This is a genomic window from Nocardia sp. NPDC050793 (genome assembly GCF_040654065.1).
Classification (GTDB): domain Bacteria; phylum Actinomycetota; class Actinomycetes; order Mycobacteriales; family Mycobacteriaceae; genus Nocardia.
In genome coordinates this window covers 25,378-51,163 of sequence record NZ_JBFAHG010000018.1, presented here as the reverse complement: position 1 = coordinate 51,163, position 25,786 = coordinate 25,378, and the positions used below count along the sequence as shown (strand labels likewise).

Annotated in this window: 25 protein-coding genes and 1 riboswitch; of the genes, 14 read left to right on the top strand and 11 right to left on the bottom strand. The window is 69.8% G+C overall.

The genetic code is table 11. The annotated features are described in order from the left end of the window. Nucleotides 1-6: 6 nt before the first annotated feature. Nucleotides 7-771, top strand: a complete 765-nt coding sequence (locus tag AB0H50_RS34455; RefSeq protein WP_357461179.1) for a glucose 1-dehydrogenase — start codon at nt 7-9, stop codon at nt 769-771. Nucleotides 772-815: 44 nt separating this feature from the next. Here AB0H50_RS34455 and AB0H50_RS34450 read toward each other — a convergent pair whose 3' ends face one another. After that, the gene (locus AB0H50_RS34450) at nt 816-1,169 is read right to left on the bottom strand and encodes a DoxX family protein (RefSeq protein ID WP_357461176.1); all 354 of its coding nucleotides are present in this window, start codon (nt 1,167-1,169) and stop codon (nt 816-818) included. A gap of 92 nt (nt 1,170-1,261) precedes the next feature. On the opposite strand from AB0H50_RS34450, the gene AB0H50_RS34445 reads away from it, so the two are divergent. Next, nucleotides 1,262-2,155, top strand: a complete 894-nt coding sequence (locus AB0H50_RS34445) for a LysR family transcriptional regulator (protein WP_357461173.1) — start codon at nt 1,262-1,264, stop codon at nt 2,153-2,155. 55 nt (nt 2,156-2,210) lie between these two features. Here AB0H50_RS34445 and AB0H50_RS34440 read toward each other — a convergent pair whose 3' ends face one another. After that, nucleotides 2,211-3,266 (bottom strand): alpha/beta hydrolase, encoded by a 1,056-nt coding sequence (locus AB0H50_RS34440; protein WP_357461171.1) that lies wholly within the window; start codon nt 3,264-3,266, stop codon nt 2,211-2,213. Nucleotides 3,267-3,639: 373 nt separating this feature from the next. On the opposite strand from AB0H50_RS34440, the gene AB0H50_RS34435 reads away from it, so the two are divergent. The 3 genes from AB0H50_RS34435 to AB0H50_RS34425 all read left to right on the top strand — a co-directional run bounded on the left by AB0H50_RS34435 (nt 3,640) and on the right by AB0H50_RS34425 (nt 4,965). Continuing rightward, nucleotides 3,640-4,017: a glyoxalase superfamily protein gene (locus AB0H50_RS34435; RefSeq protein WP_357461169.1), complete on the top strand. Its 378-nt coding sequence runs from the start codon at nt 3,640-3,642 to the stop codon at nt 4,015-4,017. Between the two features lie 208 nt (nt 4,018-4,225). Further along, on the top strand, nt 4,226-4,687 hold the full coding sequence (locus AB0H50_RS34430) for a DUF2752 domain-containing protein (protein ID WP_357461167.1): 462 nt from the start codon (nt 4,226-4,228) through the stop codon (nt 4,685-4,687). A 92-nt stretch (nt 4,688-4,779) separates the two neighbouring features. Then, nucleotides 4,780-4,965, top strand: coding sequence for a hypothetical protein (locus AB0H50_RS34425; protein WP_357461164.1), 186 nt, complete (start codon nt 4,780-4,782; stop codon nt 4,963-4,965). A 2-nt stretch (nt 4,966-4,967) separates the two neighbouring features. Here AB0H50_RS34425 and AB0H50_RS34420 read toward each other — a convergent pair whose 3' ends face one another. The 3 genes from AB0H50_RS34420 to AB0H50_RS34410 all read right to left on the bottom strand — a co-directional run bounded on the left by AB0H50_RS34420 (nt 4,968) and on the right by AB0H50_RS34410 (nt 11,073). Continuing rightward, nucleotides 4,968-6,317 (bottom strand): M1 family metallopeptidase, encoded by a 1,350-nt coding sequence (locus tag AB0H50_RS34420; RefSeq protein WP_357461162.1) that lies wholly within the window; start codon nt 6,315-6,317, stop codon nt 4,968-4,970. Further along, a complete protein-coding gene (locus tag AB0H50_RS34415) occupies nt 6,318-10,277 on the bottom strand; it encodes a Pls/PosA family non-ribosomal peptide synthetase (protein ID WP_357461160.1) in 3,960 nt (1,319 codons plus the stop codon). Nucleotides 10,278-10,425: 148 nt separating this feature from the next. Then, nucleotides 10,426-11,073 (bottom strand): LysE family translocator, encoded by a 648-nt coding sequence (locus tag AB0H50_RS34410; RefSeq protein ID WP_357461157.1) that lies wholly within the window; start codon nt 11,071-11,073, stop codon nt 10,426-10,428. 100 nt (nt 11,074-11,173) lie between these two features. Then, nucleotides 11,174-11,287: riboswitch (SAM riboswitch) on the top strand. Between the two features lie 45 nt (nt 11,288-11,332). Here AB0H50_RS34410 and AB0H50_RS34405 point away from each other — a divergent pair. Continuing rightward, a complete protein-coding gene (locus tag AB0H50_RS34405) occupies nt 11,333-12,655 on the top strand; it encodes an aminotransferase class V-fold PLP-dependent enzyme (protein WP_357461155.1) in 1,323 nt (440 codons plus the stop codon). A gap of 81 nt (nt 12,656-12,736) precedes the next feature. Continuing rightward, nucleotides 12,737-13,336, top strand: a complete 600-nt coding sequence (locus AB0H50_RS34400) for a Uma2 family endonuclease (protein ID WP_357461152.1) — start codon at nt 12,737-12,739, stop codon at nt 13,334-13,336. 5 nt (nt 13,337-13,341) lie between these two features. Here the strand turns inward: AB0H50_RS34400 and AB0H50_RS34395 are convergent, their stop codons facing one another. The 3 genes from AB0H50_RS34395 to AB0H50_RS34385 form a co-directional block, all read right to left on the bottom strand. Continuing rightward, nucleotides 13,342-13,809, bottom strand: a complete 468-nt coding sequence (locus AB0H50_RS34395) for a flavin reductase family protein (protein ID WP_357461225.1) — start codon at nt 13,807-13,809, stop codon at nt 13,342-13,344. Nucleotides 13,810-13,992: 183 nt separating this feature from the next. Continuing rightward, complete coding sequence (locus AB0H50_RS34390) at nt 13,993-14,469, bottom strand: YbaK/EbsC family protein (RefSeq protein ID WP_357461149.1); 477 nt, start codon at nt 14,467-14,469, stop codon at nt 13,993-13,995. A 116-nt stretch (nt 14,470-14,585) separates the two neighbouring features. Then, nucleotides 14,586-14,915, bottom strand: coding sequence for a 2-oxo-4-hydroxy-4-carboxy-5-ureidoimidazoline decarboxylase (locus AB0H50_RS34385; protein ID WP_357461147.1), 330 nt, complete (start codon nt 14,913-14,915; stop codon nt 14,586-14,588). A 200-nt stretch (nt 14,916-15,115) separates the two neighbouring features. On the opposite strand from AB0H50_RS34385, the gene AB0H50_RS34380 reads away from it, so the two are divergent. From AB0H50_RS34380 to AB0H50_RS34360, 5 genes are all read left to right on the top strand, one after another. Further along, entirely contained in the window at nt 15,116-15,937 is an 822-nt protein-coding gene (locus AB0H50_RS34380; protein WP_357461144.1) for a crotonase/enoyl-CoA hydratase family protein, read from the top strand. A 94-nt stretch (nt 15,938-16,031) separates the two neighbouring features. Then, nucleotides 16,032-16,535 carry a MarR family transcriptional regulator gene (locus AB0H50_RS34375; RefSeq protein ID WP_357461141.1) on the top strand — a complete coding sequence of 168 codons (504 nt, stop codon included), beginning with the start codon at nt 16,032-16,034 and terminating at the stop codon, nt 16,533-16,535. Continuing rightward, nucleotides 16,532-18,325: an MDR family MFS transporter gene (locus AB0H50_RS34370; RefSeq protein WP_357461138.1), complete on the top strand. Its 1,794-nt coding sequence runs from the start codon at nt 16,532-16,534 to the stop codon at nt 18,323-18,325. Before AB0H50_RS34375 ends, AB0H50_RS34370 begins: the two co-directional genes overlap by 4 nt. Continuing rightward, on the top strand, nt 18,322-19,572 hold the full coding sequence (locus tag AB0H50_RS34365) for a sensor domain-containing protein (RefSeq protein WP_357461136.1): 1,251 nt from the start codon (nt 18,322-18,324) through the stop codon (nt 19,570-19,572). Before AB0H50_RS34370 ends, AB0H50_RS34365 begins: the two co-directional genes overlap by 4 nt. Beyond that, a complete protein-coding gene (locus tag AB0H50_RS34360) occupies nt 19,560-20,219 on the top strand; it encodes a response regulator transcription factor (RefSeq protein ID WP_357461135.1) in 660 nt (219 codons plus the stop codon). Before AB0H50_RS34365 ends, AB0H50_RS34360 begins: the two co-directional genes overlap by 13 nt. On the opposite strand, the gene AB0H50_RS34355 is transcribed toward AB0H50_RS34360, so the two are convergent. Continuing rightward, nucleotides 20,189-21,691, bottom strand: a complete 1,503-nt coding sequence (locus AB0H50_RS34355; protein ID WP_357461133.1) for an alpha/beta hydrolase — start codon at nt 21,689-21,691, stop codon at nt 20,189-20,191. The two genes, AB0H50_RS34360 and AB0H50_RS34355, sit on opposite strands and share 31 nt — an antisense overlap. Before the next feature lie 68 nt (nt 21,692-21,759). After that, nucleotides 21,760-22,935 carry a serine hydrolase domain-containing protein gene (locus AB0H50_RS34350; RefSeq protein WP_357461131.1) on the bottom strand — a complete coding sequence of 392 codons (1,176 nt, stop codon included), beginning with the start codon at nt 22,933-22,935 and terminating at the stop codon, nt 21,760-21,762. 333 nt (nt 22,936-23,268) lie between these two features. Here AB0H50_RS34350 and AB0H50_RS34345 point away from each other — a divergent pair, with 333 nt between their 5' ends. After that, on the top strand, nt 23,269-23,511 hold the full coding sequence (locus AB0H50_RS34345; protein WP_357461129.1) for a hypothetical protein: 243 nt from the start codon (nt 23,269-23,271) through the stop codon (nt 23,509-23,511). A gap of 155 nt (nt 23,512-23,666) precedes the next feature. Here AB0H50_RS34345 and AB0H50_RS34340 read toward each other — a convergent pair whose 3' ends face one another. Further along, complete coding sequence (locus AB0H50_RS34340; protein WP_357461126.1) at nt 23,667-24,158, bottom strand: inorganic diphosphatase; 492 nt, start codon at nt 24,156-24,158, stop codon at nt 23,667-23,669. A gap of 228 nt (nt 24,159-24,386) precedes the next feature. Here AB0H50_RS34340 and dacB point away from each other — a divergent pair, with 228 nt between their 5' ends. After that, nucleotides 24,387-25,784 (top strand): D-alanyl-D-alanine carboxypeptidase/D-alanyl-D-alanine-endopeptidase, encoded by a 1,398-nt coding sequence (gene dacB, locus AB0H50_RS34335; protein WP_357461223.1) that lies wholly within the window; start codon nt 24,387-24,389, stop codon nt 25,782-25,784. Nucleotides 25,785-25,786: the final 2 nt, after the last annotated feature.

Here is a 25,786-nt window from a genome sequence, read left to right as displayed (position 1 = left end):
GAACGCATGACATACGAAAACCCCCGATTCGACGGCAAGATCGCGCTCATCACCGGTGGTTCCAGCGGCATGGGGCTGGCCACCGCGCACCGCTTGATCGCGGAGGGCGCCCGTGTCGTCGTCACCGGGCGCGACAAGGTCAGGCTCGACGCCGCCGTCGGAGAACTCGGCGACCGTGCGTTCGGAATGCCCGGTGACGCAGCGGATCTCGCCGATATCGACGCGCTGACGGCCGCCGTCCGCGACCGGTACGGTCGCCTCGACGTGGTGTTCGCCAATGCGGGCATCGGCGCCTTCCAGACCATCGACGCGGTCACCGAGTCCGAATTCGACCGCGTGGTCGGCAGCAATTTCAAGGCGGCGTTCTTCACCGTCCAGAAGACGCTCCCGCTGCTGTCCGACGGCGCGTCGATCGTCATCAACGCCTCGTTCGCCCTGCATCGCGGTGTCCCGGCGGCCGCCCTCTACTCGGCCACCAAGGCCGCCGTCCACAACCTGACCCGCACTCTCGCCGCCGAACTGGCGCCCCGGCGCATCCGGGTCAATTCCGTGAGCCCCGGCTACACAGACACCCCCGCCTTCCGCGCCGAGACGACCGATGCCGCCCAACGCGCCATCGCCACGAACGTCGCCGCGGGCCGTATCGGTTCCGCCGAGGAGGTGGCGGCCGCGGTGGCGTTCCTTGCCTCCGGTGAGGCGTCCTACATCAACGGACAGGACCTGGTGGTCGACGGTGGTCTCACCACGGCCGTCCCGGTGCCGATGCTGTAGTCACGGCACAGTTCGCGCCGAGCGAGGCCTGAAGCTGGCGTTGGTCATCCGAAGCGGTACGCCAGGGTGGCGGCGAGGGTGGCTGCGGTCAGTGCGAAGGCGGTCGCGGCCATGCCGAGCTGGTAGTCGCGGACCCGCAGGTGCGCGATGATCGCGCCGACGAAGTAGAGCACCAAACCCGTCGCGGCGGCGATGCCGACCGGGGGGATGACGAATCCCCCGACCAGTCCGAGCGCTCCGGCGCCGAGCAGTATGCCCAGCGGAAGGATCCACGACTCCGGCACCTGCACCTGCTTCGACGCCGCGACCGGAATGGGGTGGCGCACGAAATCCATCCAAGCTCCGGTCGCCGCGGCGAAGGCGGTGAGGCAGGTCAGGGTGATGTAGACGGCGAACACGATGGAACCTTCCTGGCTGAGACGACCTTGTTCACCCAGTCTCGATTCGGCGGTCGTTGTCGCACCAATACCTGTGTCCATAACCTGGCGGCATGGATGTCGATACTCGGTTGCTGCGCTACTTCGCCGCCGTCGCCGAGGAAGGAAACCTCACCCGTGCGGCCGAACGGCTTTACGTGTCGCAACCGGCGCTCACGAAGCAGATCAAGCAGCTCGAAACCCTGTTGGGGGCGCGGCTTTTCACCCGTTCGCGCGCGGGGATGGCGCTGACCGAGGCCGGGCGCGCCCTGGCACGGCGGGTGCCCGCCTTGCTCGGCGACTGGAATCGCGCGCTGTCCGAGACCAATGCCGCGGCCGCGCGGCAGACCCGAGTCCTGCGCGTCGGGTTCCTCGCCAGCGCCGCCAACGAGGCCACCAGGGAGATCATCGCCGCGTTCGGTGAACGCAGACCGGGCTGGCGGGTCGACATGCGCCAGAGCCCATGGTCCGACCCCACCGCGGGATTGGCCGAGGGCAGCGTGGACGTGGCGCTGCTGCGGCTGCCGATTCCCGGCCAGGAGTCGTGGCGGGTCGAGGTGCTGCTCACCGAGCCTCGCTGCGTCGTGCTGCCGAGTACCCACCGGCTGGCCGATCGCGACGAGATCCCCTTCCGCGAGCTGCTCGACGAGCCCTTCGTCGCCGCACCGCAGGCGACCGGGCGGTGGCGCGACTACTGGCTGGCCGTCGACGAGCGGGAAGGCATTCCGCCGCGCATCGGCGCGGTCACCCAGCATCCGGACGATTGGCTCGAGGCGATCGCGAACGGATACGGCGTGGCCCTGGCGCCGGAGTCCACTGCCCGCTTCTACCAGCGGCCCGGCGTGGTCTACCGGCAGGTGGTCGGCATCGCCCCCAGCCAGGTCGGTGTCGCGTGGAATCCGATCGATGACGACAACGCGCCCGTCCAGGACTTCGTCCGCAGTTGCCTGCGCTACAAGCAGGCGTGACCGGGTGGTGCTCCCGGGCCGGGCGCCGTTGACCGGCCCGGGAGAACCCTTTGGGTCAGACCGCTGTGGCGCGGTGGTCGCCCGCGCCCTGAGCGATTCTGTCGATTTCGGCGTTGAAGCGGTCGGCGGCCTCGATGTTGCCGAGGTGGCCGGTGGACCAGATCTGATAATCGGCCAGCGAGCCCGCTGCGGTGAGAGCGTCGACGATGGGGCGGTTCATGCGGGCGGGCAGCAGACGGTCGTGCTCGCCCGCGATGACGGTGGTGGGAACCGTCAGGTGCTTGGCGGCGTCGTTCAGGTCGAGCACGGCCAGGGCCGCGGCGTGCAGGCCGCGGGTCAGCGGCCGGCAGGAGCGGACGATGCCGAGCGCGAACGCGACCTCGTCGGCGGTCGCCTTGTTCGTCATCAACCTGGCCTTGATGATCGAGGTCACCAGCGGGCCGCCCGGCAGCGGCACCGGCGCGTTCAGCAGCGTCTCGGCGAACACCAGCGGCATGCGCACGCCGGCGCCGAACACGGTGACCGGACGGCGGGCCAGCATCAGCGGCTTGTTCAGCAGCGGAAGCAGATCGGTCTCGTGCCTGATCTCGCGGGACGCGGTGTTCGCGAGAACCACGGCATTGGCGCGTGCGGGCACCTGCTCCGGGTAACGGGCGGCCCAAGCCTGCAGGGTGATGCCGCCCATGCTGTGGCCGACCAAGGTGGCGCGTTTGCCGCGCGGCAAGGTGGCGTCGAGGACGGTGGCCAGGTCGTCGGCGAGGGTTTCGCCGCTCGGCGCGGTGCGGCCGAGCGTGCTCTCGCCATGGCCGCGCTGATCGTAGGCGATCACGCGGTAGCGGTCGGCGAGCGCGTTGATCTGCGGGTTCCAGTACTCGATGCAGCAGCTCCACCCGTGGATGAGCACGATGACATCGCCGTCGGCGGGACCGTACGCGTGCACTCGGAGCTGAGCGCCGTCGACGGTGGTGACCGGGATCGTTTCGCAGGGCGCGGTCGGCTTGTTCAGCGAAGCTGTCGCGAACATACGGGATCGCAGTCCGGCCCGGAAAGCCGCGGTGAGCGGTTCGGCGCCGCGTATCCCCGCCAGTGTCTTCATCGACGTCACCAGCATTGTGCACTCCTTTGTGTCGTCCGCCACAGTACGGTGCAAGCAAAAGTGCTTGCAAGTGCAAGCGCTCCATGGCGGAAATCCTGGCGCATATCTGTGGATACCCAATATTCGGTCCGGTGAACTCTGCCCGAGGAGAGAAACATCGCGCGCGAGCGAAGTCTCTCCGGAGTGCACAGGGCTCGAATGGTCACATCCGGTACATCGCCACTTGGACGCGCGCTGCTATCGGCGGTATCCGATCGTTATCAGCCCGAGAGGCGGCTCCTCGCGCAGCACGGCCGCGCCACGCGACTCGTCCTTCGTCGATCCGGCGGTGCTCGCGTAGCCCCATGTTTCGCCGCTTGCTGTCGGTGCGCGGTGCGATGATCGCCCGATGACCTCCGAGGACGTCCGGTTCGCACCGCCGATTCCCGTGCTGCGCATGTTCGACACCGCGAAGGCGTACGAATTCTATTGCGACTATTTGGGTTTCATCGTCGACTGGGAGCACCGGTTCGGCGACGACTTCCCGCTGTACGCCCAGGTGTCCCGGTCGGAAGCCACGCTGCATCTCAGCGAACATCACGGTGACGGCACGCCCGGCTCGGTGGTGTGGATCGCGGTGGGCGACATCCATGCTCTACACGCCGAACTCGCCGCCAAGGACTATCGGTACGCCAAGCCCGGCCGCCCCGAGGACGGCCCGGGCGGTCCCGGCTTCGACCTGACCGATCCCTCGGGCAACGTCCTGCGCCTGGCGCAGCCGGATTGACCCGATCAACCCTGGCTTCCGTGCCGCCGTGCCGCCGTGCCGCCGTGCCGCCGTGCCGCCGTGCCGCCGTGCCGCCGTGCCGCCGTGCCGCCGTGCCGCCGTGTTGCCACGCTCGGAGTCGCCGGTTGCGGCACGGCGTGGCACCGGCTTTCGGCGCCGCACGTTGCCGGTAGCGGGAAGCCGCGCGCCCCGGCTACCGTTGGTTCTCGTGGAGACCACGCACCTCGCCGCCCAGCCACCCTTCCCGCCGCAGCAGCGGGTGCGGCGCACGGGGTGGCGGGCGCTCGGCCTGCCCGCGCTCGCCGCGGGAGCCGGTATCGGAGCGGTGGTCCTGTTGCACTTCCGCGACCCGCACGTGGAGGGTTCGTACGGCATCTGCCCGCTCTACGGCCTGACCGGGTTGTACTGCCCGGGGTGCGGCGGCATGCGCGCCGTGCACAACCTCACCGACGGCCGGATCCTGGACTCGCTGCACAGCAACCTGCTCGCCATTCCGCTGCTGCTCGCCTTGGCCGTGTTCGTCGGCGACTGGGCGGTGCGCGCGTGGCGGGGCGAAGGTCCGCGCGTCCCCGACCTGCCGCGTCCGCTCATGTGGACGGTGCTCGCACTGTTCGTCGTGTACTCGGTGCTGCGCAATACGCCGTGGGGCAGCTGGCTGGCCCCGGTCTGAGCGGAACCACCGGACCTAATGGCGGACCGACATCCGCCGTCCCGGTCTGAGCACGCACGATTCCCTCGCCCGCGAGCGGGCAAGCTCTCGATATGACCGATTCACTCAAGACCCGGGTGCGTGCGAAGCTGCTGCGCCAGCTGGCCGAGGACGCTCCGGACAACGAACACGACGACCCGAGGCAGATTTCGGTGGCGAGCGACCTGGACGCCCTGGACAGCGTGGCCGAGGACGACCCGCTCGTCGAGGAGCTCGCCGCCCGCTACCTCGTGTTCTGAGCTCAGCGCGCGCTGGCCTGGCCACCGAAGGGCGGCAACTGGGGCAGCGGTTCGCCGCGCAGCCAGCTGTCCCACAGCGGGCGCAGCGGCACCAGGCTGTAGTGCCCGGCCAGATCGGTGAACTCCTCGGTGGTGACCGAGGAATGCCGGTAGCGCCGCACCCATTCGTGCAGCAGGTCGGCGAAGCCGGGCTCGCCGAGTTCGAGGCGTAGCGCGTGCAGGGTGAGCGCGCCGCGCTTGTACACCCGGTCGTCGAACATGCGCGTTGGTCCTGGGTCACCGATGACGATGTCCTGCGGTTGTCTGGCCAGGTTGTGCCGGGCGGCGCGGGCGAGTTGATCGGCGGAGGGCCCACCCGATGCCTCCGACCAGATCCACTCCGCGTAACAGGCGAAGCCTTCGTGCAGCCAGATGTCGCGCCACTGCCGCAAGGTCAGGCTGTTGCCGAACCACTGGTGCGCCAGTTCGTGCGCGACCAGCCGTTCGGAGCCGCGACGGCCGTCGCAGTGATTGGCGCCGAACACCGAGATGCCCTGGGCTTCGATCGGGATCTCCAGGTCGTCGTCGGTGATCACCACCGTGTACCCGCCGAACGGGTAGGGGCCGAACCGTTCGCTGAAGACCTCCATCATCCGCGATTGCCGCGCGAAGTCGTGTTCGAACTCCGCGCGCAGCCGGGGCGGCACGACCGCGTGCATCGGCACCGGTTCGTGCGCCGCGCCGACACGGTACTTCCGGTACGGCCCGATCTGGATGGTGGCCAGGTAGCTCGACATCGGCTCCGGCTGTTCGTACACCCAGGTGGTCTGGCTGGCCTTGGTTTGTTTGCGCACCAGGGTGCCGTTGGCGAGCGCGTAGTACGGGCTGTCGGTGGTGATCGAAATGCGGTAGCTGGCCTTGGAACTCGGGTGGTCGTCGCAGGGAAACCAGGACGCGGCGCCGTTGGGCTGGCTGGCCACCAGCGCGCCCTCGGACAGCTCTTCCCAGCCGACCTCGCCCCACGGCCCGCGCACCGGCTTCGGCACGCCCGCGTACTGGACGACCACCGAGAGCACACCGCCCGCCGGAATCCGCTGCTGCGGGGTGACGACGAGCTTGCCGTGCTGGTGCGTGTATCTCGCGGACTTGGCGCCGTTCACGAACACCTTCGAGACCGTCAGCGCCTGCGAGAGATCGAGACCGAAGCGCGGCTGCACCGTGGTGGTGACCGCGGTGATCTCCGCGCGGCCGGTCAGCCGGTTGCTCGCCACCTTGTAGACGAGGTCCAGCTCGTATCGCGAGACCCGATAGCCCCGGTTACCGTTCTGCGGCAGGTAGTCGTCGATGGGGTCCGTGTAGAACTTGTCCCCCATTCAGCCCTCCTCACCGGGGTCGTCGGTGCGCTGGGTCCACGGTGCGATCGGGTTGCCCCACCACCTGGTCGACGGCGGCACCGTGTCGCCGCGCATGACGAGCGAGGCGGGGCCGACCGTCGCGCCCGCGCCGAGTCCGGCGGCAGGAAGGGCGACGCAGTGCGGCCCGAGGGTGGCGCCCGCGCCGAGGGTGACGGTGTCCATTGCCATGATTCGATCGTGGAACAGATGGGTCTGCACCACGCAGCCACGCTCCACCGTGGCGCCGTCGCCGAGTGTCACCAAATCCGCCTCAGGTAACCAGTAGGACTCGCACCATACCCCGCGACCGATGCGCGCGCCGAGTGCGCGAAGCCAGAGATTCAGCACCGGCGTTCCGGTCGCGGCGCGGGCGAACCACGGCGCGGCGACCATCTCCACGAACGTGTCCGAGACCTCGTTGCGCCACACGAACGAGCTCCACAGCGGGTGCTCCTCGGCCCGGATCCGACCGACCAGCAACCACTTCGCGGCCACGGCGCTGCCGCAGGCCACCGCGCCCGCGACCAACAGCACGATGCCGCTGAGAAGGGCGGTGGGCAGATGACCGATCCGCTGCGCCAGCCAGGCCAGCGCGAAGAGCACGCCGAGCCCGATGGCGAAGGTGACCAGCACCGGGATCAGCCTGCAAGTCTCCACGATGGCCCTGGCGACGCGCAGCCGTCGCGACGGATCGAAGGTGCGGCGGGTGTCGGCGGTTTCGGAGGCGCGGCGCAGCCGCACCGGCGGACTTCCGAGCCACGAGGAGCCCGCCTTGGCTTTGGACGGCGCGGCCGAGAGCACGGCGACAAGTCCGTTCTTCGGCACCCTTCGGCCCGGCGCGGTCATGCCCGAGTTGCCGAGGAAGGCGCGCTTGCCGACCTTGGCCTCGCCGATGCGCAGCCAGCCGCCGCCGAGTTCGTAGCTCGCGATCATGGTGTCGTCGGCGAGGAAGGCGCCGTCGGCGACCGTGGTGAACTTCGGCAGCAGCAGCACGGTCGACGCCTCGACGTGCTTGCCGACCTTCGCGCCGAGCAGCCGCAGCCAGAGCGGCGTCAACAGGCTGGCGTAGAGCGGGAACAGGAAGGTGCGGGCCGAGTCGAGCAACCGTTCGGTGGCCCAGGCCTGCCAGCCGACGCGGCTGCGCACCGGGTGGTAGCCCTCGGTCAGCCCGATGGCCAACAGGCGAACCAGAACGATGGTCGCCGCGGCGTACACGCCGAGCGTGACCAGCACGGCCACCGGCAGCATCGCGAAGGCGCGCACCAAACCGTCGGTGAGCGTGGCGGTATCCCGCACCCACCAGGCCAGGAACACGCCGCCCGCGCCGAGGCCGAGGATCGGGAGGGATGCGAGCGCAATCGAGGTGATGCCGAAGATGGCGACCCAGTGCGGTGCGCGCGCCGGCGTGTGCGAGGGCCAGCGGTGCCGCGCGCGGCCGACCTTGACCGCGGGGGAGCCCGCCCATTCCTGTTCGGCCTTGACTTTGCCGGATACCGCCGACCCGGGCGCGACCTCGGCGTTCTTGCCGATTTTCGTGCCGGGCAACAGGATCGAGCGTGCGCCGATCACCGCGCCGGGCCCGATGACGATCGGACCGATGTGCACGAGATCGCCGTCGATCCAGTAGCCGGAGAGGTCGACCTCGGGTTCCACGCTGCACCCGTCGCCGAGTTCGAGCATCCCGGTCACCGGCGGCAGCGTGTGCAGGTCGACGCCGTTGCCGATGCGCGCACCGAGCGCCCGCGCGAAGGGCACCATCCACGGTGCGCCGGACAGGTTCTCGGCGCCGCTCGCCTCGGACAGCCGCACCGCCGCCCACAGCCGCAGGTGCACCGAGCCGCCGCGCGGATAGCTGCCGGGCACGATGCCGTGCAGCAGGACGCGCGATCCCGCCACGCACAGCGCCATCCGGCCGGGCGGGGTGATGAACAGCAGGAACGCGATCAGCGCCCACCACCAGGACAGCCGGGGCAGCCAGGGCAGCGATCCCGACCACGCCGCGATATTGCCGACGATGGCCAACCAGGTCAGCCACTGCAATCCGGTCAGAGTGGTCAGCGGCACCGTGGCGAGCACCTGCACCCACTGCGCGATGCGCGGGGTGGGGCGCACCGTGCGTTCCTCGACCGCGGCGGCAGGGGCGCTGGCGTCGAGCAGCTCGGCCAGCGCGCCCAGGCGTGGGTGGTCGTAGAGATCGGCGACGGCGATGCGCGGATACCGCTCGCGCAGCGCGGTGACCAGCTGGGCGGCGGCGAGGGAGCCGCCGCCGAGGTCGAAGAAATCGGTGTCGGGGCCGGTGGCCTCGGCGCCGAGGATGGCGTCCCACAGTCCGGCGACCCAGCGCGCGGTGGGGGAGAGACCGTCGCCGTCGGAGTCGGTGGACTCGGCTTTGGGCAGCGGCCACGGGAGCGCGTCGCGATCGACCTTGCCCGACGTGCGGGTCGGCAGTTCCCCGACTACCGCGAGGCGCGGCACCAGCGGTGCCGGTAGCTGGTCGGCGAGCAGCTCGCGGGCGGCGTGCACATCGAAATCGGCGTCCGGTCCGGTGAGATAGCCGACCAGGATCTTGTTGCCCGCCTTGGTGGTTCGGATCGCGGCGGCGGCGCCGGTGACGCCGGGCAGATGCTGGAGCGCGTTGTCGATCTCACCGAGTTCGATGCGGCGGCCGCCGAGCTTGATCTGGTCGTCGGCGCGGCCGAGGAAGACGAGCCCGGCGCTCTCGTTGCGGACCAGATCGCCGCTGCGATAGGCGCGTTCCCAGCCGAGGGTGGCGAGCGGCGCGTATTTCTCGGCGTCCTTGGCCGGATCGAGATAGCGGCCGAGACCGACGCCGCCGATGACGAGTTCGCCGGATTCGCCCTCTTCGACGGGGTTGCCCTTGGCGTCGACCACGGCCAGATCCCAGCCGTCCAAGGGCAGGCCGATGCGGATCGGCGGCTCGCCGGTGAGCAGGGCCGCGCACGCCACGACGGTCGCCTCGGTGGGGCCGTAGGTGTTCCACACCTCGCGCGTCGAATCCCCGCTGCCCGCAAGGCGTTCGGCGAGCTCCGGCGGCACCGCCTCGCCGCCGAAGATCAGCAGCCGGACCGGTTCCAGCGCCTCGGCGGGCCAGGTGGCGGCCAGCGTCGGCACCGTCGAGACGATGCTGATCTCGCGGCGAACCAGCCAGGGGCCGAGATCGGCGCCGGTGCGCACCAGCGCGCGCGGTGCAGGCACCAGGCACGCGCCGTGCCGCCAGGCCAGCCACATCTCCTCGCAGGAGGCGTCGAAGGCGACCGAAAGACCGGCTAGCACCCGGTCGCCGGGACCGATCGGCGCGTCCCGCAGGAAAAGTCGCGCTTCGGCGTCGACGAAGGCGGCGGCGCTGCGGTGGGTGATCGCGACGCCCTTCGGGGTACCGGTGGAGCCGGATGTGAAGATGATCCACGCGTCGTCTTCGGGGCCGGGCGGCGCGGATCGGCTTGCGGTGGTGGATGTTTCGGTGCGGGGGTGAATGCCGTCGGCGGTGGCGACGGCGCTGACTTTCGCCTCGCCGAAGACCAGCCGGGCCCGCTCGTCGGGATCGTCGGCGTCGACGGGGACGTACGCCGCGCCCGCCCACAGCACGGCCAGAATCGTGACGTAGAGATCGCTGCTGCCCGACGGCATTCGGACGCCGACCCGGTCGCCCGCCCGCACGCCCGCCGCGACCAGCTCGGCGGCGCGGGCCTCGATCGCGGCGAGCAGTTCGCGATACGTGATGAGGATCTCGCCGTCATCGAGTGCGTGCGCGTCGGGATGGGCCCGCGCGGTCGCCGTCAGGATGTCGACGAGAGTCCGTGGCGGGGGTGCCGCCGCGCCGCGCAGCAGGGGGTCGGACAGCGCTTGCCCGGTCGTCGGGCTCTCGCCCACCGCGGTTTCTACCTGCGGCTGGAGCATCACGTCCGACCCACCTCTCATAGCCCTGCCTTGCGTTTCCCGACCGTTGTTTCACAGAAGGGTTACCGATTGGCAAACGCCACGGTGACCAACCGACCACGGTACCCGCGGTATCGGTGAATCTCCTGGCGTGGCAGCGGCGTGCGGTGTGACTTCGATCGGCGCGTTGTCAGGCCGCCGACGCCGCGGTCCCGAGACCGAGCGCGGTGAGGATCCCTGCGCTGGCTTGCTCGAGCCGATCGCGGACTTTCGGGCTGCGCAAGAACGCCACCGCGCGGGAGGCGAGCAAGGCGAGCAGGATCATTTCGACGGCGGCGACGGTGCATTCGACCGCACCGAGCGCGAGGGTGTTCAGGAACGTGACTTCGGTCATGAACTGCGGCAGCACGGCCAGGTAGAACAGACCGACCTTGGGATTGAAAAGACACGAGACGACGCCGGCCGTGAACGCCGAGCGAACCGTGGGCGCACCGGCTTTCGCGTCGCCTGCCCGCGTGCCGGAATCGAGCACGGCATCGGAGTGCGTCCGTCGCTTGCGCAACTCAACCAGCGAGCGAATGCCCAAGTACACCAAGTAGATTCCGCCGACGACCTTCAGCGCGCGATACGCCGTCGCGGACTGCTCCAACAGCGCGGCGACACCCGCGGCCACCATTACCGCCCACACCAGGCCGCCGAGCGCCGAACCCACCGCCGCGGCGATGCCGGGGCGGGCGTCCACGATCGAAAAGCGCAGTACCAGAAACGAATCCGGCCCCGGCGTGAGTGACAGCAGGACGCACAGGCCGATGAAGCCGATCAGCAGGGAGGACGTCACCCGTCGAGTGGAACGCAGTTCACCTCGCGGCGCAACCGGCTTTCGGGCCGCGGAATCCGGCGGTTGACAGAGCGGCGGGCGGTCTGTCAGTCTCGGGACAGGTCATGAGTGCCAGCGTCAAGCCCCGGCTAGCTGGTCGGCAACCCTCCTCCGCGGTGGGGTGCTCCGGGTGACGACCTGGCCGCCGTCCGTTCGGACGCGGCAAGCGCGGACTCGCCGAATCTCCGGTTGCGAGTCCCTGAGCCGATGGGATTGCGTGATGATTGCTGTCGTGGACCAGACCTGTGCTGCCCTCGCCCGGGTATCGGGTGACGATCTGCCCGTGCCGCTCGTCCAGGGCGGAACCCGCACTTACGCGAACTTCGACTACGCCGCGAGCGCGCCCGCGCTGGCGGAGGTCATCGACCGGATTCAGCGGCTGCTGCCGTACTACGCCAGCGTGCATCGCGGTGCGGGCTATGCCTCGCGCATCTCCACCGAGTGCTACGAGGCCGCGCGCGGTTCGGTCGCCCGTTTCCTCGATGCCGCCGACGATCAGGTGGTGGTGTTCACCCGCAACACCACCGACTCGCTGAACCTGCTCGCCGCGTGTGTCCCCGGCGACACGGTGGTGCTCGACATCGAGCATCACGCCAATTTCCTGCCATGGACGCGCAACGGTCGTCGCCGCGTGGTGCGCGCCGCCGATACCGTCGCCGAGACCATCCGGTTGCTGGTGGCCGAGCTGTGCAGCAAGCCCGCCGCGCTGCTCGCGGTCACCGGGGCCTCGAACGTCACCGGCGAGGTGCTGCCGCTGGAGCGGCTCGCCGAGATCGCGCACCAGTGCGGCGCGCGCATTCTGGTCGACGCGGCCCAGCTCGCGCCGCACCGGCGAATCAGCCTGCGTGAGAAGGGGATCGACTACCTCGCGTTCTCGGGTCACAAGCTGTACGCACCGTTCGGCGCGGGCGTGCTCGTCGGCCGCCGCGACTGGCTCGACCGGGCCGAGCCCTATCTTGCCGGCGGCGGCGCGGTTCGCTCGGTGAGCGCCGAGGAAACCGAATGGGCGCCCGCGCCGCAACGCCATGAGGCGGGTTCGCCCAACGTGCTCGGCGTGGCCGCGCTCGCCGCCGCCTGCGACGCGCTCGCCGCGATCGACCCCGATGCGTTGATCGCCCACGAGCGCCTGCTCGCCGACCGCCTGCGCGACGGACTGTGCGCCATCCCCGGCGTCGAGACGCTGCGCATCTGGTCCGACAGCCCCGACTCGGTCGGCATCGTGGCCTTCACCGTCGCCGGCTTCGCACCCGGTCACGTCGCCGCCTACCTCTCGGCGGAACACGCCATCGGCGTCCGTGACGGCCGCTTCTGCGCGCACCCGCTGCTCGCCCGCCTCGGCCTCGACGGCGCGCTGCGCGCCAGCATCGGAGTCGCCACCACCTCCGCCGACGTCGACCGCCTCGTCGCCGCCGTGGCCACCCTCGTCCACCACGGCCCCTCCTGGAACTACGCCCAGACCGACGGCCTCTGGAACCCCACCCCCGAAACCCGGGCCTTCACCGCCGACCCCGCCACCGGCGCCGCCCCCTGCCTGATCGCCTAGGGCGCTGGGCGTCGCGGCCCGTTCGGAGCGGTCTCGGCGGGATAGTATCGGCGAGACCGTTTCCCGATCCGAGGTGGACCGATGAGCATTCTGCCTGCGTGGGCAACCGATCCGGGTGCGTTGCTCATCACGGAGGCGGACTACGACACGCTGCCGGAGGACGTGCAGCGGCAGATCGAAGTCGTCGACGGTCACGTCATCTTCTGCCGCAGTGGCAGTTTCCAGCACAACAATGTGGCCCGGCGGCTGGCCAATGCTTTGGAGCAGGCGCGTCCGGCCGAGCCGTGCACCGGTGTCGTCACAGATTTCGAGATGCACTACGTCAACGGCAGGCCGGGCAGCCCGGGGTTCTCCTTCCGCAGGCCCGATGTGGTGCTGCACCGGTGCGTCGAGGAGGACCGCAAGCTCACCACTGCCGATGCACTGCTGGTCGTCGAGGTCGTGTCGCCGGGCTCGGAGTACACCGACACCGTCGACAAGCGGGCCGAGTACGCGCACGAGGGGATTCCCCTCTACCTGGTGGTTCACCTCGACGCCGACGGGCGCGTGAAGATCGTTCAGGAGTATCGGCTGGACTGGGCGAGTCGCACTTATCGGCTCGCCGAAACGCACCAAGACGCACTGCGACTCACGGGCCCGTTCCCCATGGACGTCGCGTTCAAGGAGCTGGACGGCGCTTGAGTCGCTCAGTCCTCCAAGGAGGACGGGCGGTGGTAGCGGCCGTTGTAGTAGAGCAGGGGTGCGGCGGCGGGCTTTTCGTCGGTGTTGTCGTGGACGCGAGTGGCCAGGCCGACGACGAAGGTGTGGTCGCCGATGGGGATGAGCTGCTGGACCACGGCGCGGATCCAGATCGGGGTGCCGTGCAGGACGGGTTCGCCGGTGTCCAGGGTTGTCCACAGGGAGCGGTCGGTGAAGCGTTCCTCGGCGGTGCGGGCGAAGCGCTTGGCGATGTGCTGCTGGTGTTCGCCGAGGAAGTGGATGACCACGGAGTCGGCGTCGAGCATCGCGGCCATGCTGGACGAGATGTGCGCGATGTTGAACGACACCAGCGGCGGTTCCAGCGAAAGCGAGGCGAACGAGGTGGCGGTGAAGCCGACCGGCCCCTTCGGGGAGCAGAGCGTGACCACGGTGACGCCCGCCGGATAGTGGCGCATGGACGCGCGGTACTGCTCGGCGGTGATTCCGCTCAGATCGTCGGGAATCCGGATGCCGGTATGCGGGGGCGGTGCTTCGGTCACATGACGAAGCTACGCCCGATCCGCGTGCGCCGGGCCGGGCAATTGTTGTTCGATTGCCGTTCGCCCCGGAAATCCGCAGGTCGCGAGAGGATGTGAGATTCAGTCCACATCGATGGGCAGCCCGGCCGTGATCCGGACCAGCTCGCGGAAGGACGTGCGGAACAGCGTGTTCGGATGTCCGCCCGCCGCCCACACCTCCGGGTGTCTGGCCAGCGCGTTGTCGACCCAGGTCGGTAGGTTGGTGGGATGTCCGACCGGCGCGACGCCGCCGAGCGGCTGACCGGTCACCTCGCGCACCAGGTCGGCGGGCGCGCGGGTGAGCGTGCCTTCCAGCCGCGCGCCGGTCTGCGCCAGATCCACCTGGTGCGCGCCGGAGACCAGCAACAGCACCGGGTCGTCATCGAGCAGGAACACCAGCGATTTGATGATCGCGCCCACCTCGACTCCGAGGGCGCGCGCCGCGTCGGCGGCGGTGGGGGTGGGTGTCGGCTGGCTGAGGATGACGCCGTGATGGCCGCGCGCGATCAGTGTGTCCGCGACTCGGCAGGCGACCGGAGGTAGCTGGGCCCTGCTCATGAATCCAGAGTAGGCGGACCGGCGCGTCCGTTCCGGCCATGCGCGAATTCTCGGCGGAGTTCGCCCGGCTCGGCCCGGCGAACGATTGCGGGCGGTACGCGGGACGGGCGTGTCGCTCAGTACTCCGGATAGCCCTCGGCCGGTCCGAGCATCGTGGTGATCCGCTCCCTCGTGATCCGCGCCAGCTCGCTGACGCATCGTGGATCACCGCACGAAATCCCTTCGTGGACAACGGCGTCCAGCGCCCGATCCAGATCGGCGGGGGAGAGCGCGAGCAGCTCGACGTCGGCCTTGGCCAGCAGCGCGTCCCGATCCGGATAAGGCCGCGCGTCCGCGAGGGTGACCGCCCAGGTGACGTTGCCGCAGCATTCGAACATGGCGTGTACGGCGCGACCGTGCGACAGGGTGTTGAAGCGGTCGAGGCCGATTCCGTGATGCATCAGCATGATTGCCTCCCAACCCGGTGCGTTGGTTTGCTGACGGGACAATGATCCGCCTCCTCCAGAGGTGGGAACCAGTGCGATGCAGATGTTTTGCACAGGATTAACAGACCGCGCCGAGCCGCTGACGGACCGCGCCCTGTCCCGTTCCGCTGCCGCCGCGGATCCGCCGGACCGGCCGGGTGCGGAGCGTATACGCTGTACAAATGACTGATTGGCAGGCTTTCACCGTCGAGACCAAGGACCACGTCGCGCAGGTGACGCTGACCGGTCCCGGCAAGGGCAATGCGATGGGCCCGGATTTCTGGCGGGAACTTCCCGAGATCTTCCGCGGGCTCGACGCGGATCCGGAGGTGCGCGCCGTTGTGCTCACCGGCTCGGGCAAGCACTTCTCCTACGGACTGGACCTGCCCGCCATGGCGGGCACCTTCGGTCCGCTGATGGCCGACAAGGCGCTGGCCGCCCCGCGCACCGACTTCCTGAAGGAGATCCGGCTGATGCAGGCTTCGGTCACCGCTGTGGCCGAGTGCACCAAGCCGGTCATCGCGGCGATCTCCGGCTGGTGCATCGGCGGTGGCCTCGACCTGATCGCGGCCGTCGACATCCGCCTGGCCAGCGCGGACGCCAAGTTCAGCCTGCGTGAGGCCAAGGTCGCGATCGTCGCCGACATCGGTTCGCTGCACCGGCTGCCCGGCATCATCGGCGAGGGGCACCTGCGCGAACTGGCCTACACCGGCAAGGACATCGACGCCGCGCGCGCCGAGAAGATCGGCCTGGTCAACGACGTGTACCAGGACCAGGAGGCGGTGCTGGACGCGGCGCACGCCATGGCGCGCGAGATCGCCACCAACCCGCCGCTGGTGGTGCAGGGCGTGAAGGACGTGCTCGACCAGAAGCGCGCCTCGGAGGTGGCCGAGGGTCTGCGCTACGTGTCGGCGTGGAACGCGGCCTTCCTGCCTTCCGAGGATCTGACCGAGGCCATCCAGGCCGTCTTCGAGAAGCGCGCTCCGCAGTTCAAGGGTCGCTGAAGCGGTTCCGACATTTCGTTTGCCCCGACCGTCCACGCACCGACATACTTGCGATGAACAACTAATTGATTGACGCAAGTAAAGGTGGCGGTGCGTGGACACGGACGACCTGTCGATCGACACCATCGCGGTGCAACTCACCCGGCTCCAACGCATCCGGGATCGGACCGCCCTGCAGATCCGTACCAAGGACGGTGTCGACCCGGCCGTGTTCGCGGTGCTGTTCCGGCTGCTCTGCGACGGCCCGATGCGCTCGGGCGCGCTGGCCGAGGCGGTGTACTCGGACGCGTCGACGGTCAGCCGTCAGGTCGCCCAGCTGGTCGAGCGGGAGCTGGTGCGCAGGACGGCCGACCCGGCCGACGGACGCGCCACGGTGCTCGAGGTGACCGAGCGCGGCCGCGAGGTCGCCGAGCAGATTCGCAGGCGCCGCCACGACAACCTCACCCGTGTGATGGCCGAATGGACGCCGGAGAATCGGGTGCTGTTCGCGGGCCTGCTGTCCCAGTTCGTCGACGATTTCGAACGCGCGAGGTCCGCGATGGTCGCGAGCCTCCCGCACGCGGGCGCGAAGGCCGGTGGGACGGGGAGCGATTCGTGACAGCGCCGACCGCCGTGGCTTCGCCCACTGGTTTCAGTCACCGGCAGATCCTCACCATTCTCAGCGGGCTCATGCTCGGCATGCTGCTCGCCTCGCTGGACCAGACCATCGTCTCGACCGCGATCCGCACCATCGCCGACGACCTCGACGGCTATTCGCTGCAGGCATGGGCCACCACCGCCTACCTGATCACCGCCACCCTCACCACGCCGCTGTACGGCAAGTTGTCCGACATGTTCGGCCGCAAGCCCTTCTTCATGGCGGCCATCAGCATCTTCGTGGTCGGTTCGCTGCTGTGCACGCTCGCGCAGTCGATGTACCAGCTGGCCGCCTTCCGCGCGGTCCAGGGCATGGGCGCGGGCGGTTTGATGTCGCTGGCCTTGGCCATCCTCGGCGATATCGTCAGCCCCCGCGAGCGCGCCCGCTACCAGGGGTACTTCCTCGCGGTGTTCGGCACGTCCAGCGTGATCGGCCCGGTGCTCGGCGGCGTGCTCGCGGGCGAGGACACGATTCTCGGTGTCAGCGGCTGGCGCTGGGTGTTCCTGGTCAACGTGCCGTTGGGCCTCTTCGCGCTGGCGGTGGTGTCGCGGGTGCTGCGCCTGCCGAAGCGGCCGCACTCGACCGACCGGGTCGACTGGCTGGGCGTGCTGGTGCTGGCCGTCGGCCTGGTGCCGCTGCTCATCGTCGCCGAACAGGGGCGCGAATGGGGTTGGGGCAGCGGCCCTTCGCTCACCTGCTACGTGATCGGGGCGCTCGGCATCGCCGGATTCGTTGTGGTCGAGAAAGGACTGAAGGACGCCGCGCTGATTCCGCTGCGGATCTTCGCCAACCGGACCTTCGCGCTGGGCGTCGTCATCTCGTTCGTGGTCGGCGCGGCCATGTTCGGCGGTATCTCGCTGCTGCCGCAGTACCTCCAGGTGGTGCGCGGCGCGACCCCGACGCTGGCCGGTCTGCAGATGCTGCCGATGGTGCTGGGAATGATGCTCGGCTCCATCGTCTCCGGCCAGTTGATCTCGCGGACCGGGCGCTACCGGATCTTCCCGATCATCGGGGCGAGCACGCTCACCCTAGGCCTGTTCCTGCTGCACTTCCTCGACGCGGACACCCCGATGTGGCTGGCCATGCTCTACATGGCCTGCACCGGCTTCGGCCTCGGCAACCTCATGCAGCCGCTGACCCTCGCGTTGCAGAACGCGCTGCCGCCCAAGGACATGGGCGTCTCCACGGCGGCCGCCACCTTCTTCCGGCAGATCGGCGGCACGCTCGGCGTCGCGGTGTTCCTCTCCATCTTGTTCGCGCAGCTGACGCCGAAGATCAGCGACGAACTGCACGCCGCCGCAGGCGACCCGAAGTTCGCGCAGGCGGTGCTCGCCGGTGCGCAGAGCACCGACCCCGCCGACGCGGCGCTGGCGAAAGGCCTACTCGCCCAGGACACTTCGGCGGCGGGGGAGGTGCTGCGGGACAGCTCGATCGTCCAGCAGCTGAGCCCGGAGCTGGCCAGGCCCTTCCAGGTGGGCTTCGCCGACTCCATGTCGACGGTGTTCCTCGCGGTCACCGGCCTCGCGCTGATCGCGCTGGTGCTGGTGTTGTTCTGGAAGGAGGTGCCGCTGCGCGCGGTCGGCGGCATCCAGGCGGCGAACGACAAGGCCGAATCGGCGGTGGCGGTCGAGGCGCGCGTGGTCGAGCAGACCGGCCTGCCGCTGCCGGGCGGCGCGGTCGTGGAGCCGCCGCTGGAGCAGAGCGCGCGGCCCGAGGGCGCGCGGCGCGGCGGCGACGGCCCCGATTCATGAACGACGGTTGGTGGCGCCGGTTCCAGGAACGGCTGCGGCGATTGCCCGCGGCCGTCGGCTACCTGGTGGTCGGCGGCGTCACCGGCCTGTTCGCGCTGTTCGGGGCGATGGGGCTGTTCGTCGTGGCGGTGCTGAGCCTGATCGGGGTGGGGATACCCGCGCTGCCCGAGGCGGTGCGGGTGCTGCGGCCGCTGGCTGCTTTCGAAAGGCGAAGGGCGGCGGCCCGACTCGGTACACCGATCGAGCAGGTCTACCGGCCGATCACCGGTGGTCTGCGGGAGCGGCTCGCCACGCTCGTCGCCGATCCGGCCAACCGGCGCGACCTCGGCTGGCTGGCGCTGCACGCGATGACCGGGTTCCCGCTGGCCGCGCTCGCGGTCGTGCTGCCGCTGAACGCGGTGAATCAGGCGCTGATTCCGGCGTATTGGCGCCTGCTGCCCGAAGGCGCCATCACCAATTACGGCTTCGCGGTCGACTCATGGACGACGGCGGTGCTGAGCCTGCTGATCGCGATTCCGGTCGGCGCGCTGGCGCTGCGCATCCCGGTGCTCGCCGAGGCGCAGGCCCGTGCGGCCAGAGCTTTGCTCGCCCCCGACGAGGGTGCGGTCCTCGCCCACCGGGTCGCCGAGCTGACCGCGACGAGGGCCGCCGCGCTCGACGCGCACGGGGCCGAGCTGCGCCGCATCGAACGGGACCTGCACGACGGCGCGCAGGCCAGGATCGCGGCGGTGATCATGCAGCTCGGTCTGGTCGAGCAGCTGCGCGATCGAGACCCCGAGGCCGCCGCGGGCATGGTGCGGACCGCGCAGGACACCGCCGCCGCGGCGCTCGCCGAACTGCGCGACGTGGTGCGCAGCGTCTACCCGCCGGTGCTCTCCGACCGCGGCCTGGCCAGCGCGGTCTCGGCGCTGGCCGCGCGCAGCCCGATCCCGTGCGTCGTCGAGGTGGAACCCAGCGGCCGCCGCCCGATGGCGGTGGAGGCGGCGGCCTACTTCGTGATCGCCGAGGCCATCACCAACGCCACCAAACATTCCAGGGCCGAACATCTTTCGGTCACCATGGGCGGCACGGCCGCGCTGCTGGTAGTCGAGATCTGCGACGACGGGATCGGTGGAGCCGAACCGACCGAGGGCGGCGGACTCGCGGGCATCCGGCGCAGGGCCGAGGCGCTCGACGGCAGGATGACGCTGGACAGTCCGCCCGGTGGGCCTACTGTGGTGCGCGTGGAGTTGCCGTGCGGGTCGTGATCGCCGAGGACGACGCCCTCCTTCGCGAGGGTCTGGCGTTGTTGCTGAAGACCGCGGGCATCGAGGTGGCCGCGGCCGTCGACAACGCCGAGGACTTCCTGGCCGCTGTCGCCGCCGACCGGCCCGACGCGGTGGTGGTCGACGTCCGGCTCCCGCCCACCTTCACCGACGACGGTCTGCGCGCTGCGGTGCGCGCCCGCGCGATCCATCCGGGGCTGCCGGTGCTGGTGCTCTCGAGCTACGTAGAGGACAGCTACGCCTCCGAACTGCTCGGCGACGGCGCGGGCGGCATCGGATATCTGCTCAAGGAGCGGGTCGGCAAAGTGGACCGGTTCCTGGAATCGCTGCGACGCGTCGCCGAGGGCGGCACCGCGATGGACCCCGAGGTGATCTCGCAGCTGCTGGTACGGCGCCGGGCCGACGACCCGCTCTCCGCGCTCACCGCGCGGGAGCGGGAGGTGCTCGCGCTGATGGCCGAGGGCCACGCCAACCCGGCTATCGCCGAACGGCTCGTCGTCACCGAAGGCGCTGTGCACAAACATATTCGGAACATCTTCGCGAAGCTCGGCCTGTCCGCCGACGAGGCCGGGCACCGCAGGGTGCTTGCCGTGCTCGCCTACCTCAATGCCCACCCCGGATCGTCCTGACAGGTGAGGTCGCTCGCGGGCAGCGTGCCATCGCGGAAGTAGCCGTTGACCGCGGCGTAGACGCAGGCGTTCGGATACCGCCCGAAGATCGAGTGGATCGGCACGTCCCGCAGGGTGACCATGCGGGAGCCGGTCAGCGCGCGGTGCATGGCGAGCGCCCCGCCGTAGGTGGTGCGAGTGTCGCCGGTGGACTGCACGATCAGGCTCGGCACGGAATTACCGATGGAGGTGGGGCTTTCGATCGGCGACGGCCAGAACGCGCAGGGCGTGATGTTGTCCGCGAACGCGCCGAACAACGGCTCACTCGCCCTGCTCGCCTCGATATTGCGCCAGTACCAGCCCGGGTCGCGCGGGGCTTCCACATCACCGCACATGATCGCCATCTGCGCGGAGTCGTCGCTCGGCCGCGCGGCGAGCATGAAGGCGAGGACGGCGGCGAGTTCCCGGGTCGGCTCCACCAGCGCACCCGCGGCCGCGTCGAGGAGACGGCGCAACTGGTTCGCCACCTGCTCGTACTGGCGCGGATCGTCCAGGCCGATGAACAGCACCATCGGAATACTGTGGTCGTCCAGCTCGAACTCGCCGAGCCGGACGGGCCGCTCGTTCGCGCGGCGGACCAGGTCGAGCACGGTGGCACGGACGGCGGCGCGGTCGGCGCCGAAGCGGTATTCGCTGTCGTGGACCGCGGCCCAGTCGGCCCATAGGTCGAAGGCCGCCTCGTTGGCCGGGCCCATGTCCTGGATCATGCCCGAGCCGTAGCGCTGCGGGTCTACCGCGCTGTCCAGCACGATGCGGTCGGCGCGTTCGGGGAACATCTGGGTGTAGACCGCGCCGAGGTAGGTGCCGTAGGAGGTGCCGAAGTAGCTGATCCGGTCCTCGCCGAGGACGGCGCGGACGACATCCATGTCGCGCGCGGTGTTGCGGGTGGTGATGTGGCGCAGCCGCTCGCCCTCGGTCGCCACGCACCGCGCCGCGAGTTCGGCCTGTTGCGCAACGGATTCCGCGTAGCTCGCGGCGTCCAGGCCCGCCGATTGCAGGCCGAAGCCGCGCGGCCAGCCGCAATTCACCGGGGAGGAGCGGCCGACGCCGCGCGGATCCATACCGATGAGGTCGTAGCGGGCGCGCACGTCCTCGGTCATCGCTTCGCGGACGTCGACCATGGTGTCCAGGCCCGCGCCGCCGGGACCGCCGGGGTTCGACAGCATGACTCCGCGTCGTTGCGCCGGGTCGGAGGCGGGTATGCGCGAGATGACGACGGTGAGGGTTTTCCCCTGGGGCGCGGCGTAATCCAGTGGGACGGTGACGTCGGCGCACTGCGCGCCCAGCGGGTCGAGGCGCGGGTCGTCACAGGACTTCCAGGACAGCCGCTGGTCATAAAAGCGATCAGGCCCCGCGCCGGCCGATGCCGGTGCGGCGATAAGGAATCCGGCGAGGACGGCCGCCGCGGCCGCGATCGCCTTTGTGGGAAACACTGTGGAATCTCCGATTTCGTTCGACCGCGCCGGGAGCGGCGCGGGGTGGAAGAGGCGCCGGGCGCGGATCACTGTGAACATATGGCGGCGTCGAACGCCCGCTGCACCAACTCGGCGTTCTCCTCACTGGTCGGCAGCTGGTTCACGGTGAGGGTCACCGCGAGTCCGTCGTCGGTGACGCCGGTGCGGGTCTCGAATCCCGGGATGCTGCCGCCGTGTCCCCACACCTCTTTACCACAGGAATTCGGCAGGTGGATCAGTCCCAATCCGTAGCCCGCCTCCGGCATTCGGTCGAAGGGCACGGTGCGGCGCACCTCGTCGAGTTGCGCGGCGGGCAGCAGTTTTCCGTCCACCAGCGCGCGGAAGAAGCGGTTCAGGTCGGAGCCGGTGGCGATCATCGCGCCCGCGGCGTCGGCCCATGAGGGGTCGAGATCGGTGAAAGCCACGCGCTCACCGTCTATTTCTTGGTAGCCGATGGGATGCGGTCCGCTGATTCCGGTCTCGCCCGCCGCGGGAAACCAGGTGTCGCGCAAGCCAAGTGGCTCGATGATCCGCGCGGTGATCTCGGCGGACGCGGTGCGTCCGGTGGTTTGCTGGATCAACATGCCGAGCAGGACGTAGTTGGTGTTGGTGTACACCGAGCGAGTGCCGGGTTCATGCCGCGGCGGCATGGTCATCGCCAGGCGTACCAGCTCCGCCGGGGTGTATCGCTGCCAGCGCACCGCTTCGGTGTCGACCTCCAACTGCGCGGTGCCGCGCTCGGCACGCAGTTCGGGATCGCCGCCCGCCAGATAATCGGGCAGGCCGCTGGTGTGCTGAAGCAACTGGCGCACCGTGATCCGGTTCCCGTCGTTGCCGCTGCCGTGCACCACGCCGGGCAGGTAGCGTTCGATGGGCGCGTCGAGCTCGATCTTGCCCTCGGCGACCAGTTGCAGCACAACCGTCGCGACGAATGTCTTTGTGTTGCTGCCGATTCGCACGCGGGCGTCGACGGGGAACGGCGCGCCCGTCGCGATGTCGCCGACGCCCGCGGTAACCGTGCGGTCGCCCGCATCGGTGGTGAGCACCGCCTGTGCGCCGGGAAATCCGCCTCGTACCGTGGCGTCCAGCGCCTCCTGAATCGCCCCGACGCGGTCGGCGCCGGCAGGCGCGGTGTCGGTGCCGCACGCCGCAGCGCCGAACAGTGCGACGAGACAGGTCCCGGCCGCGGCCGCGCGCAGGCCGACGCGTCGAAGAATGGTCATGAGCTGTGCGTTCCTCTCTTACGGGCGCGGCGCAACGCTTGTGCGCCTTGTGTTTTCCGAGCCTAGGAACGCGAGCTCGCCCCGCCCATTACGCACGCACCCCTATTCGCGGTGGTGCGCACCGGATCCGCGAGGTAGTGCCAGCACTACCTCGACCGGCTGGCGACGACCTCGGGACGCGTCCGGCGAAGCGGGAGAGAACGCGCGAAGGGTAGGGAAGGTGGAATCGCCCGAGGGCTGGGGTGATCGAACCCTAGGGGTGGCTGTTCGCAGGTGCTTTCCCGCCTACCTTTGAAGAGTCAACTTCAAATCTCGCTTTCCAGGAGCAGTGAAATGCGAATCAAGTCCTTCCTCGCCGCTGGCCTTCTTGCCACCGCAGCCGTCGCCGGGGTGTCGACGGCTGCCACGGCGAACGCCGCGCCGACCTACCAGGCCGCGGGCTACGGCGCCAGCTACATCGGCACCTACGCCACCTTCGAAGCCTGCCGCGCCGACGGCATCTCGCCCAGCACCGGCGGCTACTACTGGGAGTGCGTCGAGGCCTGGGACGGCTGGGACCTCTACATCTACTACTGACGGCTCGCGAAACCACCCGTAAACGGCGCTGTCGCACCGTGATCGGATTCCCGGGGACGTCCGGCATCGGCCGGGCGTCCCCCTTTGCGTTCGGGGGAGCGGGACAAAGAAAAAGGCGGGAGGTCCGTACGGACCTCCCGCCTTAATCGTGTGGCTCAGTGGCCGCCCTGCTCCTGCAGGCGCTTGAAGGAGGCCTCCACCTCGGCCTCGGCCTCGGCGCGACCGACCCACTCCGAACCCTTCACGTACTTGCCCGGCTCCAGGTCCTTGTAGCGCTCGAAGAAGTGCTTGATCGCGGAGAGCTCGAACTCCGGCACGTCGGCCAGGTCCTGGATGTGGTCCCAGCGCGGATCGCCCGCGGGCACGCACAGCACCTTGGCGTCGCCGCCGGCCTCGTCCTCCATCTTGTACATCGCGACCGGACGCGCCTCGACGATCACGCCGGGGAACACCGAGTCGGGCAGCAGGACCAGCGCGTCCAGCGGGTCGCCGTCCTCGCCGAGCGAGTTCTCGATGAAGCCGTAGTCGGCCGGGTAGGCCATGGAGGTGTAGAGGAAGCGGTCGAGGCGGACCCGGCCGGTCTCGTGATCGACCTCGTACTTGTTGCGGGAACCCTTGGGGATCTCGATAGTGACGTCGAACTCCACGCCATCTCCTTCTGTGCTGCATCCGGTGGCTCGAGCGGGCACGACCGCCGACTCGCCAGGTTGTTCGGGGGAACGGTAGCGAAACGAGGATAGTGTGATCGGTGGGGCCGAGGTTTCAAGGGCATGCGCCAAAGTGGTGCGCGGCGGCCGAGTCAGGGAGACGACGGGCACGTGTTCGGTGGGAACAAAAGGAATATAGGTGACTTGGCCGCGCGGCGACGCCGCAGGATGTGGATGGGATTCGGGGCCGGCTTCGCGGTGCTGCTGATCGCCGCCGCCGGCGCGCTGGTCGTCGTCCGGCCGTGGACGCCGGAATTCCGGCACGGCGGGCTGACCATTGCCGCGCCACCCGTCCCGGTCAAGCCGTTCCCGCAGGTGGCCGCCGCGCCATCCGACGCTCCCGCGCCGAGTCCGGCCGGGGTCGTCGCCGCGCTCGGGCCCGCGCTCGGCAATCCAGATCTCGGCGTGTTCGCCGGCATCGTCACCGACGCCGACAGCGGCACCACGCTGTGGAGCCAGGATCCCGGCACGCCGATGATTCCGTCGTCCACCGCCAAGATTCTCACCATCGCGGCCGCGCTGCTCGCGCTGCCTCAGGACCAGCGGGTCGCCACCAAGGTGGTCGACGGCGCCGCACCCGGCGAACTCGTGCTGGTCGGCGGCGGGGATCCGACGCTCACCGCGCAGGCCGACGGCAAGGGCTACTACCCGAACGGGCCCCGTCTGGCGGACTTGGTCGCGCAGATTCGCTTCTCCGGGCGCGCGGTGGACACCATCGTCGTCGACACCACCGCCTTGGTCGGCGCGACCATGGCGAAGGGCTGGGAAGACGCCGACATCCCCGGCGGCTCCATCGCGCCGATCGATTCGGTGATGATCGACGGCGGCCGCCTGGACCCCCTCGTCGAGTACTCCCCGCGCACCGCGACCCCCGCCCTGGACGCCGGTCGCAGGCTGGCCGCCGAACTCGGGCTCGACCCCGGCCGGGTGCGCGCGGGCAAGGCCGCGCCGGGCGCCGCCGAGGTGGCGAGCGTGCAGTCCGCGCCGCTGCGCGACCGGTTGCGCGACATGATGGTCCACTCCGACAACGTGCTCGCCGAGACCATCGGCCGGGAGATCGCCGTGGCGACCGGGTACGAACCGTCGTTCGAGGGCGCGGTCGCCGCCGTGGCCGCCACACTGGTGAAGGCAGGCTTCGACACGACCGGGGTGGTGATGCACGACACCAGCGGACTCTCGACGGACGACCGCATCCCCGCACGCCTGCTCGGCGAGATCGTCGCCACCGCGGCCCAGTCGGCCGGCGACACGCCCGTGGGCACCGAGGCGCGTCCCGCCGGCGAGAAGCTCGCTGCCACGTTGGCGCCGATGCTCGACGATCTGCCGGTCGCGGGTGCGACGGGCTCGCTGGCCAGCCGCTACGTCACCCAGAACCGGGGCGGCGCGGGGTGGGTGCGTGCCAAGACCGGAACTCTCTCGGTGGCCAGCACGTTGGTCGGATATGTGCTCGACCGAGAAGGCCGGGTGCTGACCTTCGCGTTGATGTCGAACGATCGGCCGCCGGAGGTGAGCAGGCCCGCGTTGGATGCCATCGCAGGCACGCTGCGTAACTGTGGATGCTCGTGACG